General features: G+C 41.1%; 14 protein-coding genes. All 14 read right to left on the bottom strand.

The window, feature by feature from the left end; all coding sequences use genetic code 11:
* Positions 1–11: 11 nt before the first annotated feature.
* Positions 12–1,412: a glucuronate isomerase gene (gene uxaC / locus I1A59_RS00700; protein ID WP_196090907.1), complete on the bottom strand. Its 1,401-nt coding sequence runs from the start codon at positions 1,410–1,412 to the stop codon at positions 12–14.
* 1 nt (position 1,413) lies between these two features.
* Positions 1,414–2,034, bottom strand: coding sequence for a bifunctional 4-hydroxy-2-oxoglutarate aldolase/2-dehydro-3-deoxy-phosphogluconate aldolase (gene eda / locus I1A59_RS00695; protein ID WP_196090906.1), 621 nt, complete (start codon positions 2,032–2,034; stop codon positions 1,414–1,416).
* A 150-nt stretch (positions 2,035–2,184) separates the two neighbouring features.
* Complete coding sequence (locus tag I1A59_RS00690; protein WP_196090905.1) at positions 2,185–2,895, bottom strand: FCD domain-containing protein; 711 nt, start codon at positions 2,893–2,895, stop codon at positions 2,185–2,187.
* A gap of 42 nt (positions 2,896–2,937) precedes the next feature.
* Positions 2,938–4,737: a beta-glucuronidase gene (gene uidA, locus I1A59_RS00685; RefSeq protein ID WP_196090904.1), complete on the bottom strand. Its 1,800-nt coding sequence runs from the start codon at positions 4,735–4,737 to the stop codon at positions 2,938–2,940.
* A 13-nt stretch (positions 4,738–4,750) separates the two neighbouring features.
* Entirely contained in the window at positions 4,751–5,779 is a 1,029-nt protein-coding gene (locus tag I1A59_RS00680; protein ID WP_196090903.1) for a sugar kinase, read from the bottom strand.
* A 61-nt stretch (positions 5,780–5,840) separates the two neighbouring features.
* A complete protein-coding gene (locus tag I1A59_RS00675) occupies positions 5,841–7,394 on the bottom strand; it encodes an MFS transporter (RefSeq protein WP_196090902.1) in 1,554 nt (517 codons plus the stop codon).
* 269 nt (positions 7,395–7,663) lie between these two features.
* Positions 7,664–8,113: an Rrf2 family transcriptional regulator gene (locus I1A59_RS00670; RefSeq protein WP_196090901.1), complete on the bottom strand. Its 450-nt coding sequence runs from the start codon at positions 8,111–8,113 to the stop codon at positions 7,664–7,666.
* 9 nt (positions 8,114–8,122) lie between these two features.
* Complete coding sequence (smpB, locus tag I1A59_RS00665) at positions 8,123–8,590, bottom strand: SsrA-binding protein SmpB (protein WP_196090900.1); 468 nt, start codon at positions 8,588–8,590, stop codon at positions 8,123–8,125.
* Positions 8,553–10,829, bottom strand: a complete 2,277-nt coding sequence (rnr, locus tag I1A59_RS00660; RefSeq protein WP_196090899.1) for a ribonuclease R — start codon at positions 10,827–10,829, stop codon at positions 8,553–8,555. The genes smpB and rnr overlap by 38 nt, the downstream gene beginning before the upstream one ends.
* Positions 10,830–11,028: 199 nt before the next feature.
* The gene (secG, locus tag I1A59_RS00655; protein WP_196090898.1) at positions 11,029–11,262 is read right to left on the bottom strand and encodes a preprotein translocase subunit SecG; all 234 of its coding nucleotides are present in this window, start codon (positions 11,260–11,262) and stop codon (positions 11,029–11,031) included.
* Positions 11,263–11,325: 63 nt separating this feature from the next.
* Positions 11,326–11,475: a 50S ribosomal protein L33 gene (rpmG, locus tag I1A59_RS00650; RefSeq protein ID WP_196090897.1), complete on the bottom strand. Its 150-nt coding sequence runs from the start codon at positions 11,473–11,475 to the stop codon at positions 11,326–11,328.
* Positions 11,476–11,492: 17 nt separating this feature from the next.
* On the bottom strand, positions 11,493–12,098 hold the full coding sequence (gene coaE, locus I1A59_RS00645; RefSeq protein ID WP_247644745.1) for a dephospho-CoA kinase: 606 nt from the start codon (positions 12,096–12,098) through the stop codon (positions 11,493–11,495).
* Complete coding sequence (gene mutM, locus I1A59_RS00640) at positions 12,095–12,913, bottom strand: DNA-formamidopyrimidine glycosylase (protein ID WP_196090896.1); 819 nt, start codon at positions 12,911–12,913, stop codon at positions 12,095–12,097. Before mutM ends, coaE begins: the two co-directional genes overlap by 4 nt.
* The gene (gene era, locus I1A59_RS00635) at positions 12,913–13,812 is read right to left on the bottom strand and encodes a GTPase Era (RefSeq protein ID WP_196090895.1); all 900 of its coding nucleotides are present in this window, start codon (positions 13,810–13,812) and stop codon (positions 12,913–12,915) included. The genes mutM and era overlap by 1 nt, the downstream gene beginning before the upstream one ends.
* Between the last annotated feature and the right edge of the window lies 1 nt (position 13,813).

Genomic DNA, 13,813 nt, shown 5'->3' with positions numbered 1-13,813 from the left:
AGTGTCACTCCTTATTTTCTAAAAAACGCCTGAGCATTATTAAAGGCAATCGCTTTAACTAGCTGTTCTAAACGTGGATAATCTTCTGGTACCTCGCCTTCTTCAACCCAATGCCCTATATAGGAAGCAAGAATCCTTCTGAAATAGTCGTGGCGCTGATAGGATAAGAAACTACGTGAATCTGTCAACATTCCTACAAAGTGAGCTAGAATCCCCTGTTCAGCATAGGCATCCATCTGTTGAATCATCCCTTGGCGTGTATCATTAAACCACCAACCAGCTCCAAGCTGTAATTGTGCAGCCTGCCCCTTTTCATTTGCTTGGAAATTCGCCAATGTGTTCGCCAACACGTGATTATAATTCGGATTCAAATTGTACCAAATCATCTTAGGTAAAGCCTCTTCTTGTACTAGGTCATCCAAAATACGATTTAGTTGAAAAGCTAAATTTATTTGATCTCCCATAGAATCGACTCCTACGTCTGCCCCAAGTTTTTGCGCTAAGTAAGAATGATTATTACGTAAGGCTCCAAAATGTACCTGCGTAACAAAATCATATTGTTTATAAAAACGACACAAATCCCTAAACAATGCTGTTTGCCAAGCTTCGATTGCCTCCTGGCTCAGCTCATTCCCTTCACGGGCAGCAGCTAAAATCTGATTCAAATCAGCCGTATCCACAGGTCGGTAAACAATCTTTAAAAAACTAATATCACTAGCTCGACATCCTTGTTTGGCAAAGAAAGCGATACGTTCTCCCATCGCACTAATGAAATCCGTATAGGAATGGATCATTTTTCCAGACATTTCCTCTAACCGAGCTGTAAACTTCGCAAATTCCTGATGCTCCACAAATGCTTGATCTGGACGAAACGTAGGTGCAACAATAGTATCGAAACTTGCATCTTCAGAAAGCTTTTGATGCCATTCCAGTGAGTCTAGAGGACCATCTGTAGTCCCAATAAATTCAACATTTGATTCTGCGATGAGCTTACGAGGGCTAATAGACTTCTCTTGGATAAATGAATTTAATCGATCATACATCTCTTCCGCATTATCTTTAGTTAGAAGCTCATTAATCCCAAAGACATTTCGCAATTCCAAATGACTCCAATGGTAAAGAGGATTTCCATAGGCTACCTCTAAAGTACTGGCCCAGGCTATAAATTTGTCAAGATTTGATGCCTCACCAGTAATATAATATTCTGAAATGCCGTTAGCACGCATTAGACGCCATTTGTAATGGTCTCCTCCCAACCATAAATCTACAATATCGTCATACACCTTATCTTCAAAAATTTCTCGAGGATCCAAATGACAATGAAAATCATATATTGGTAATTTCTTAATAGATTGATAAAGTTGAATAGCGGAACTATTTTTTAACATGAAGTTTTCATCAAAGAAAGACATTTTAAATACCTCCTGCCGCTACAAAATCTGCTGCGATTTCTCGTATACTATCAAAACCATCCTGGTCTAGTCGTTTTACTAGAGCTGAACCAATTCCGATAGCACAGGCTCCCGCTTGTCGCCATTGAGCTACATTATCTATAGAAACCCCACCAGAGGGCATGATATTTACATCAGGAATTGGTCCATGAATATCTTTAATAAACCCTGAACCTAAGACACCTCCTGGGAAAAGTTTGATAATTGGGCATCCTGCTCGATCTGCTCGAACAACCTCTGTAACTGTTCCACAACCCGGGAAATAATAGATTCCTTTTTCTTGTGCTATAACTTGAATATCTGGATCGAAATGCGGACTCACAAGAAATGCCGCTCCCGCTTCAATAGCTTGATAAGCCAAATCTGTACTCATTACAGTACCAGCTCCAACAACAACTTGTAAATCATCTGAGAACTCCTGAACTAAATCAGCAATTACTTGATTTGCATTTGGCGTTGAATAAGTAATCTCTATATTACGAATACCTCCTAAAATCGATTGCCTCGCAATTTCCTTGGCTTCATCCTCATCTTTTCCGCGTATAACTGCAAAATAATAATTTTGTTTTATCAATTCAATCATGAGCTCCTCCTAATTGGTAACGCATTCATCTACCATTAGTATATAAATCATCAGATGAATTGTCAAGGGGTTTAATGCTTTTTAGTGCAAAAAAAATACACCCAGTAAAATAAACACTAGGTGTATTTGTATCAAATCAGAATCACATAATTATTTTTCAATTCCTTGAATTGCTTCATTTTTCTCATTCCAATCACTAAAAACAGTCTGACGTACTGATACTATATGAGCCATCATACTATCGTAAGCTCCAATTGGATGCCTATTTTGGATGGACCTGAGAATAGAACGGTGAGCCAAAATACTACCCTCTTTCATCTGACGACTTGTGTAATTCTCATTAATCAAATGAATGGATTGATTGATTACTGGCATCAAAGTTGTCATAGCAATGTTTCCACACATCTCGGCTAACATACAGTGAAATTCTACATCTAGCTCCAAATGTCGGTTATCATCAGCCTCAATTGCCTCTTCAATTTCAATAACGATGTTCTCTAATCGTTTAATATCCTCATCGGTGGCGAATTGCGCAACTCTCTCAGCAATCCTAGGCTCCAATAAATAACGAAGCTCAAAAAGATCTGTTGTCAGCTTCATACGGTCACGAACAAGTGAAAATCCCAAAGGATCTTCTACCACTCCTTTTTTAGAACTTATATAAGTTCCCGATCCTTGTCTTACTTCTAATATATTTCGACCAGCTAGACTTCTCACCGCTTCTCTAACGGTGGAACGTCCAACTTCTAAATCTTTAGCAAGTTCATACTCATTTGGTAGCCTATCCCCCACCTGATAATCTCTCGCACGAATCAACTCTAATAATTTATCTGTAGTTTGTTCTACTAATGGCTTGGCCATAGATCCCTCCTGCTATATTTTATCCTACAGATTGATTATAGACTATTTTTTCTTATAGTTGTAGTGGGGAATACTTGACCAACGTCTTTGTACCTCTTTTACAATTTGCTTTGGTTGACGATTTCTAGAGAACAATCCTTTATGATTTCCTTGAATACGGAATAAAGCAACATTCGTTTCAAAATCAGCAAAATTCCAAACTTGTTCTCCTACCACATTTGGAATAGCATCAAAAACCCGATGATTCATTTCATAATAAGCAGCCTGAAACTCCTCAGTATAAGGAATATCCCACATGGAATGTAGTCCTGGTAAAGTATCTGCACCATACTCTGTGATTAAAATTGGCTTTTTAGGATAGAGGTTTTGCCATTGCTCCAACTCTCTACGAAGTCCTTTTTCTCCATTGCTTAAATCACCATGCGCAACATACCAACCATAATAACGATTAAGAGAGACAACATCCACTAGATCCATGACTTCGTCTTTATCCGGCGTGGCTGTCATAATATTGACCAAAGTCACTGGCCGATGTGCAGGATCTGCCTCTTTCATTCTTTTAATTAAAGGAGCAAAATAATCACGTGCTCCTAAATCATGTGAGGCTGGCTCATTGGCAACAACCCACATAACAACCGACGGATGATTTTTATCCCGTGCAATCAATTCATCAATCACTTGCTCATGGGCATCTTTTGTTTGCATGACTTCCCAAGTATTTTGCGGCTCTTCTTTTTCAGCCATTAAATCAAGGGCTGCACTAAACGATTGAAAAAGTCCAACAGCTGGAACTTCATCAATCACAACAACACCCATTCGATCTGCCAATCGCATCATTTCTTCTGAATAAGGATAGTGAGAAGTACGAAAAGAATTAGCACCAAGGACTTTTAGTAAATTTAAATCCATCAAATTAGCGGCTTCATTTAAACCTCGACCGTTTATGAAAGTATCTTCATGTTTACCAAATCCTTTAAAATAGAATGGTTTGTTGTTAATCAAAAATTGTCCATTGGAAATATCAATCTTACGGACCCCGAAGGACTCTGTATAAGTATCAATTACCTGACCATTTTCAATTAATTCCACCTTAACAGCATAGAGGTAAGCATCCAAAACCTCCCACAAACGTGGATTTTCAACCACAATCTTATCTTCATTGAAAACACCGATCACTTGCCCTTCTTGGTCTAAAAGAATAATGTTCAGTTGTTTTGCAGTTCCTTTCACCTGAACTTCTACCCGAATTTCCGCTTGATTTAAATCTTCCGACAAGTCTGTAACAACTGTAATATCCCTAATTCTATTTTTAGGAACCTTGTATAAATAGACAGACCGATGAATACCTGCATAATTGAAAAAATCAAAATTTTCCTTAACCTTTTTATGCACCTCTCCGTTTTCATCAGTTTCCTCAAAATAATTTCCTACAGGCAGGGTTGTGTAGTCCAACACATTATTAGCAACCACTGTTAAACGTGCTGTTTCTTGATGATAGTATTGTTCTGGTATTACTACTTCAAATGGAGTAAAACCACCTTTGTGTTCTCCAACCAACTCTCCTTCAATGTACACTTTGGCTGTATGGGTTACCGATCCAAATCGAATCAAAAGTTCTTCGTATTCTGCTACTTGTGGCAAATAGATCTGACACTCATACCAATTATCACCAATAAAATCACGTTGCTTCTGATTCACAACAATGTCATTAAAGGAAGATGGGACTGCCATAACCTCATCAGACTCCATCGGCAAACTCACGTTATTCTCACCTTGTTTAAATTTCCATATACCGTTTAAACTGGTCAGTCCACGATATTTATTTCCAATTGGATACAACATATTACTCTCCTCACTATCGTTTTATTTCAAACGAATCTTCTCTAAGCATTGCTTGAAGCTCTTGCGAACTAAATTGGGATAAATCGCCCTCAATAGTATGTTTCCAAACAAAACTAGCCATTCCGATTTCTAATATCTCTGTTGGAATTCTATTTTCAAGATATCCGTGTAAAATACCCGCAGTGAAAGCATCCCCACTACCTACACGATCTAAAACTTGAATTTGTTTTTTAGGACTCTCATAGATCTGTCCTTCTTCATAAAGATATCCTCTAAGGCAATAAGCATTGTTATAGGTTTGTTCTCGCTCAGTAAAAGCAATACTTCTAAGATCATAGACTTGGGAAATTTCATTCAGAACTTGGAGTAATAGTTTTTTATCTTTGTAAGGCCGTTTAAATCCCAAAAGATCTTTCAAGTCTTCCCCACTGTCACTTCCTAAATGAATAGGCTCCAAGCCAAAACAAACATCTGCTAATTCTACAAAATCCGCTAACAAGTCCCGTGCTTCCTGAAAAGAATTCCACAAATGCTCCCGATAATTCAGATCAAGCGATATAGGAATATGGAGGGCCTTAGCTTGCCTCATCAAGTGTAGGGTTAATTCAGCAACCTGAGAACTGAGAGCAATCGTAATTCCACTAACATGAAACCAATCTACTTGATCAAAAACGGTATCTAAGTTAAAGTCAAGCTTATTCAACTGACTAAAAACACTAGTTTCTCGATCATAAATGATTCGACTGGGGCGTATAGAATATCCTTTTTGATAATAGTAGAGTCCCATACGGCCAGGCTTTCGTACTAGATAATTCTGACCAATCCGTTGTGAGAGTAATGACTGTTCTGCCATATGGCCTAATTCATTTTCTGGTAAGCCTGTCAGTAACTCCACTTCATGGCCTAATTGACGCAACACCGTAAGTACGTTTAATTCCGAACCGCCAAACTGAATATCGAACATCCCAGTCTGTTGTAGAGTTTGATAATGAGGCGGTGAAAGGCGCATCAGTACCTCCCCTATCGATAAGACTTTCTTCATAGATCCCCCTTTCTAGTAGAAAAGCTCAGCATTGCTAAGCTTTTCCGAATCCAAAAAGTCATTACTTTTCATCGTATTGATCGACTTTATATTGCTTGACATCCACATAGTCCATATCTGTTAGTGGTACATTTTTGGCAATCGCCATAACTCGTTCTTCATCCTTTGCAGCTTTCATCACATGAATTTTCTCTTGAATTCGAGCCATTTCTTCTTGATCAAGGTTATAAAATTTCATGAGGAAAAGTGAGAAGCTAAGTGTTACCACAGGAATGACAATCATTAAAATAATTGTTGCCATTTTCAAGTCTGTAGAATAAGCTGTTTCCACAGTTGGATATTCTTTTCCAAATCCGATACCAGCTAATACAAATCCAATCACCATCGGCGCAAAAGAAGATGCGATTGAATCTGTTAGTGAGAAAATGGTTCCAATCATCCCTGACAAATAACGACCAGAGACAGATGTCTCATAGTCAGTAATGTCAGCTCCCATTGTAAGTACCAAGCCAGATGGAGCACTAAAAGCATAACGACCAAGAGTATAGGTTATAAAAATTCCTATTGTAAACAAGTTCAACGATGTCAAACTCAACACTCCAGGTTCAGCTCTAAAGAGGAAATAGGCTAAGCCTACAAGACCAAGTATTCCTACCTGAAGAGCGGTTACATAAGCAAATCGTAGCCCTTTTCGCCGCGCAATTTGTGCAGCACCCAAGTTCACCAAAATACCAGGGAGAATCAATAATAGTGACATCTGACCAGATAAGGCATAATCACCAAAAAGAATACCATAAAGCATCACCACTAATACTGAATCTCCAAACAATTGACTCACAAATTTAACAAATGCTGCGGAAATGGACAAAACTTTAAGAGGCTGGTTTCCCTTGATAACTTTCCAGTAATCTTTAAGACTAGTTTCTTGGGTCTTATCACCCAATCCAAAGTATTTCTTGTTATCTTTTTCCCAAATACCAACAATAGCTAAGATTGCCAAGATTGCAGAAATAATAATGACCCCAAGAAAAAGTTCTGTAAAGAAGCTAGCCGTAAAACCACCGTGTCTTGGAACCATACTTCCAGAAATAAAAATTTGACTTCCTGTGAAAAGCAGTGTTGTTGCAATTCCATCAATCATATTAAAGATAGGACGCTGCTTAGGATCATTGGTCAATGCGACTTGTCCAGCTTTTGTAATGGTTTGTTGCAGTGAATAACCAATCTTATGAATAATCAGAATCACTAAAAATAAAGGCATTCTAATTCCTTCATCTAAGTTCTGTAAACCCAACATCAAAACCAAGTAAATTGCTGTAATTACATTTCCTAAAACTAGAATTGGACGATATTTCCCAAACTTGGTATCTGTTTTATCAATTAAAACTCCAATAGTCGGATCAATAAAACCATCGAAAATCCGTACATAACCCATTAATTGACTGACAAAAAGAGCTGTTAGCCCTAATACGCCCGTTGACAAATAGGTGACAAAAGTAAAAGCCATCAAATAAATATTGGTAGAGGCGTTATTCAATGAAAACAATAGAATTTGCCAGAACTTAGCTCTATTGTAGGTCACATCCTCAATCCGCTTATCGACTCTTTTTTCCATAGTCATAAACCTCCTAAGACAATTTGGAATATTCGAAAACGCTTTCTTTACTATTATCCTAATATTCATCAGATGATTTGTCAACGATTTATACGTAATTTAAGAAAAAAAGTTGAATAATGGAAAAAACAGTTAGAATTCATCTGATAATTGAAACCGCTTTATCAGCCTTCTACTCTTTTTATGACTTTAAATCAAGGAACAAAATAACAAGCTCCTAAACCCAAAATTTATACATACTGTTCTCTCTAATACAAAAAACCAACCCCTCAGGATTGGTTTTCACGGCTATCTATTTTTCCTTGGCTCGTTTCAAGGATATCAGCTAAGGTTTGCTGCTTCAAGGGCGCTTCCATAGCAGTCTTCACTTCATCGAGGTGATAATCCAGGACGCCATGAATGGTCCGGCCAACCTCACATTGGGGATTGGGCATATCATGATAGCGAAATAGCTTGTCCGCTCCAATTCCCCCTGTTGCTTGGTAAATATCAAATAAGGTGATTTCTTCAGGTTGGCGTCCGAGCTCCATACCCGCCATGCCTTGCTTGGTTTGAATCAAATCAGCTTGACGAAGTTGGGACATGACCTTACGAACAATGACAGGATTCACAGCGACACTTCCAGCCAAGGTTTCACTTGTCAGAATGTCTTCTTCATTTTGGCGTGCTACCAGAACCAAGATATGGACACCGATGCTGAAACGATTAGAAATTTGCATATTTACCTCCTATCGGTGGTTAAAGCTCTTCATCTGCCGATCAATATCACGATTTTGCTCACGGCGTTTAATGGATTCCCGCTTGTCATAATCTTTTTTCCCTTTAGCCAGACCCAGCAATAATTTGGCGTAGCCGTCCTTCAAATAAACCTTCAGAGGGACTAGTGTCATGCCAGTCCCCTTGGTATCCTGTTCCAACTTCCGAATCTGCTTCTTATGGAGTAGAAGCTTACGACGGCGTTCTGGATCTTGGTTCCAGATATTGCCTTCCTCGTAAGGGGCAATATGAACATTGCTTAACCAAACCTCGCCATTTTTAATTTGCGCAAAACCATCTTTCAGCGTAATCCGGGCCGCCCGAACGCTTTTGATTTCCGTTCCAGTCAAAACCATACCCGCTTCGATGGTATCAACGATGGTATAGTCGTGGCGTGCTTTCTTATTTTGAGCGACGACCTTTCCCTCTCCTTTGGCCATGACGACCTCCTTTTTTGACTTGTTTTTTGTAAAATGGTTGGGACTGTTCCCGCTTTTTCTTGCGCTCGCCTCGCGAGCGTTTAGAACGGGAGGACTTCTTCTCCACCTCACCGCCAGCTAGGTAGGCAAAATCGATTTCTCCAGTTTCCTTATCGGCCCGTTCAACGCGAATGCGAATAAGTTGCCCCACTCTAAAGGTTGTCCCGGTGCGTTCACCACGCAGGGATAGTGTCCGTTCATCGAAATGGTAAAACTCAGGTAGGTTGGTCACGTGAATGAGACCTTCTACCGTATTCGGGAGCTCGACAAAGAGTCCGAATTTTACGACCGAGGCAATCACCCCATCAAATTCTTGTCCCACAAAGTCCGACATAAATTCTGCCTTCTTCATAGATTCCACAAAACGTTCCGCGTCAATGGCGCGGCGTTCGCGATTAGAAGACTGACTGGCAATGGCCGGCAATATTTCTTGGAAATGCCCTGCTTTCTCAGCACTCTTCCGATAGTCCCGCATCATCCGGTGGACCATCAAATCTGGATAGCGCCGAATCGGACTGGTAAAGTGGGTATAGAAAGGAGCAGCCAAGCCGTAGTGCCCATCATGATTATGCTCCGAATAACGGGCCTGCTGCATGCTCCGCAAGAGCATCATAGATAAAACTTCTTCGTAGACCTCTCCCTTAGCAGCAGCCATGATATCCTGAAGCGATGCCTGAGTCATCTTGGAAGCCGTTCCATAAACTCGTAAGCCAAAACTGGATGTGAAATCGATAAATTTCTGTAGTTTCTCTGCTTTTGGATCTTCGTGAATCCGATAGATAAAAGGCAAATCCTTGCGGTAGAAATGCTCCGCAACGGTCTCATTGGCGACCAACATAAAGGACTCAATCATTCGCTCTGCCAAGCCTCGTTGACGCAAAACAATATCTAACGGCTTCCCTTTAGCATTGACTAAGATTTTTGCCTCGTTGGTATCAAAGTTAAGTGCTCCACGATCAATCCGCATCTGCTCCAAGATCCTGTGCAGGTCAACCATAGCCTCCACAGATTCTAGTAATTCTGGATAAGCTTGAATCACCTCTTCTTGCCCAGCAATGATGGCGTTAACATCTGAGTAGGTCATCCGTTGGGTCGTTTTAATAACTGTTTCAGCCATCTGATACCGCACGACTTTGCCTCGACGGTCAATCTCCATAATAGCCGATTGGGTCAGCCGATCCACTTGCGGATTTAGGGAACAAATTCCATTGGACAGACGTTCCGGTAGCATGGGAACAACACGGTCCGTCACATAGACGGAAGTTCCACGCTCCAGAGCTTCCTTGTCCAAAGCAGACCCTTCCTTCACATAGTAAGAAACATCCGCAATATGAACTCCCAATTCAAAATTGCCGCCTTCCAGACGTTTGATGTGAACGGCATCATCTAAATCTTTAGCATCTGCACCATCAATGGTAAAGGTCAATTCTGAACGAAGATCTAGTCGCCCTTCCATATCTTTGGCACTCGGAGCATCAGGAATCGCCTCCGCTTCTGCTAACACAGCCTCAGGGAAAGCAGAGACAATATCCAAAGATTCCAAAACCTCTAACACATCGATTCCTGTGTCATCTACATGACCAACGATTTCCACTAATTCTGCAAGAAAATAATTCTGCTTTTTACTTGGGTACTGCTGGATTTCCAGCTTTACCACTTCTGTACCTTCTAACTGGAAATCGCCTTTTTGAATATAAATCGGCTGTTGAATTTTTTGATTACGGGAACGAACATAGGCCGGATACTTAGACTTGCCTTCTTCCAAAACAACCTTCCCAACGACTCGGGTTATCGAACGTTCCAGAACATCGACAATTTTCCCTTCCGCAGAAGACCCTTTCATACGATCCGCAACTTTGAGGATTTCCACCTGAACCCGATCTCCATCAATCGCCTGATTGACAAAATCACGACCGATAAAAACATCTGGCTCGGCCTCATCAACCGTCACAAAACCAAAGCCTGTTTTATGGGCATGGAAAACTCCTTCGAGTTTAGGAACCTCCGGCTTTTTCTTCACTTCTCTCAAAGCCACTGTTCCCTCATCCGTGAAGGACAATTTCCCCTGTCCTTCTAAACGGGATATTTCTTTGACCAGATTCGTAAAACCCTTGGCGCTTTTCATTCCCAAGGAATCTCCTAACTGATCCACTGACATTGGCCCAGACTCTTTCAATAGGGCCAGGATTTCTTCTCTCATTTATACCTCTCAAAAAAGGGCGGTTGCTCGCAAGACCTGTGTGATCTTGCTCCAACTCGCCCTAAATGCTAATACTCTTTAAATTTCAAAACCTAACTTTGTCAAGCCTCCTTGATGAACTTTAGTTCAATCATCGTCGGCTTTCCTAGCCATTTTTTTGAAATTTTTCGAGTCTTCCGATTTTGAAATTTGTTACGTACTAAATACTTGATAACACGGCTAAAACCAAAGCAATCGCTAGCCAGAAAAAGACTAGCACAGCAGTTGTCCGCTGCATAACTGCCTCGAATCCCCGAGCTTTTGTGCGTTCAAACAGGTCACCTGCACTCGAATCAAAAACGTTTGAAGATTGATTCTTGGTTGGTTGCATAAAGATGACCATGACCAAAATAACAGATAGGACTAAAAATACAGTTAATAATAATTGAAACATTGCCAAACTCCTTCAAATCCCTTCTATATTAGCATAGTTTCCTCAACTTGTAAACCAAAGACCTCACTTCATTTCCTGATGAGTGGTTACCTTACGCTCCTTTGGACAATACTTGAGCACCTCAATCCGATCTGGATGCGATTGAGGATTCTTACTACTGATATAATTTTGACTACCACAAGATTGACAGCGTAATTGAATTTTAATTCTCATATTCTCTCATTTATCGGTTAAAAACCTTCCCTCAAATCAGACAAGGCCTGATCAATTTGCTGGTGAAGTTGTCCAAGACTGCCACGATTGTCTAGGATAAGACTGGCTAAAGGCCTTTTCTGTTCCAAAGACCACTGACTAGCCAAACGCTTATGGGCTTCACGCTCAGACAAATTATTCCGCCGCATCAGGCGCTCTAGCTGGGTAGCCTCATCCACATCGACCAGCCAAATCGCATCGAACCAGTCCACGTAATCCTCCTCGAACAAAAGCGGAATGTCAAAAAAGACCACCTGCCCAGACTTCTGAGCCTGCTCCCATTCAGCTGCCAAAGCCTCTCGAATCACGCGCCCTTGCTCCCGCTTAGACCAAGCACGCAAATCCGCATCCGAGAAAAAACGTTGAGCTAGTAGGGAGCGATTCAACTCTCCTGACTCTTCTAAAACCCCATCGCCTAAGTAATCCACTAGAAGCTGATAAAGAGCACCACCGGGAGCCTGTAATTCATGAACCACTTGATCAGCATCCACTACCTTGTATCCCAGTTTCCGTAAATAGTAGGTGACTTGGCTTTTGCCAGAAGCAATACCGCCCGTTAAACCTATGATCTTGGATTTCATCATTTTTGACACCGGGGACAAACATGTGTCCCCCTTCCTCCAACTTTGATTTTTTCAATTGAATGTCCACAACGAGCACAGGGCTGACCTTCCTGACCATAGACTTTCAGGGTTTCCTGCATGGTCCCTGCCTGCCCAAAAGCATTTTTATAAGTACGGATCGTCGAACCACCGCGAGCCACTCCCTCAGCCAAGGTTTCAATAATAGCCTGGCGAAGTTGGCCAGCTTTTTGAGCTGATAAGCTCGAAGCCGGGCGCGTGGGATGAATCCTAGCCTTCCATAAAACCTCATCCACATAGATATTCCCTAAACCAGCTACCAGCCGCTGCTCTAAAAGGAGAGGCTTCACAGGTTTTCGCGACTTCCCTAATCCCTCTCGAAATTCCTTAAGAAGAAAGGTTTCTTCAACTGGTTCTGGACCTAGTTTCTTGGACTGAAAATAGGCTGCTAAATCTGCCTTGGGTAAATAGTCCAAGGTTCCAAACTTCCGAACGTCCTGATAAACCAAACGAGAACCATCTTCAAAATCAATCAGAACATGCTGGTGTTTCAAGGGTTCTTGAGCTACTTCTTGAAAGAAAAACTTCCCTTCCATCCGCAGATGAGACAAAAGAACATGTTGCCCCAAATCAAAAATGAGGTACTTGCCCCGTCTCTGGACATCTTGAATTTCCTGTCCTAGCAAGTCATGTGCTAAAGCATCAGCTCCAGTCCGTACCATAGGTGGATAAAGGATGATCACTTGGGAAATGACTTTCCCTCGTAACAATGGAGAAAGACCGCGGCGAACGGTCTCTACTTCAGGTAATTCTGGCATTAGTATTCCTTTTCGTTATAACCAAAATCGGCCAAATCCAATTTCTTATCTCGCCAATTTTTCTTCACTTTAACCCAGGTTTCTAAGAAGACCTTATCACCTAACATGGTTTCGATATCCTTCCGGGCTAGGGTTCCAATTTTCTTGAGCATAGCTCCGCCCTTACCAATCACGATCCCCTTCTGACTGGAGCGTTCTACCATAATGGTAGCCTGGATGTGAATTTTATCTGTCTCCTCATCGCGCTTCATGCTGTCAACCACCACCGCAATCGAATGAGGAACTTCCTCTCGTGTCAAATGAAGCACTTTTTCACGAATCATCTCAGATACAAGGAAACGCTCTGGGTGGTCTGTAATCATGTCCTCTGGAAAGTATTGCACTCCCTCTTCAAGGTTTTCGGACAGGACATCAATCAAGTGGGACACATTGTTCCCTTGAAGGGCCGAAATCGGAATAATTTCCTTGAAGTCCATCTGATCCTTGAAGTCCTGGATTTGATCCAACAGTTGTTCAGGATTCACTTTATCCAATTTATTCACAACTAGAATCACAGGAACCTTAGCCTGTTTTAGGCGTTCCATAATCATATCATCCCCCTTACCGCGAGGCTCATCAGCTGGCACCATAAAGAGGACGGTATCCACCTCACGAAGGGTTGAGTAAGCTGCATCGACCATGAAATCCCCCAAAGCCGTTTTAGGCTTGTGAATACCAGGGGTATCAATAAAGACGATTTGTTCCTCTGGGGTCGTATAAATCCCCATAATTTTATTTCGTGTCGTTTGCGCTTTATCACTCATGATGGCAATTTTTTGCCCCATAACATGATTTAAAAAGGTCGATTTTCCAACATTCGGACGACCTAGAATCGCTACAAAACCTGATTTAAAAGACATT

This window comes from Streptococcus sp. NLN76, assembly GCF_015686645.1.
In the GTDB taxonomy this organism is placed as follows: domain Bacteria; phylum Bacillota; class Bacilli; order Lactobacillales; family Streptococcaceae; genus Streptococcus.
This window is presented reverse-complemented; position numbering and strand designations above follow the sequence as displayed.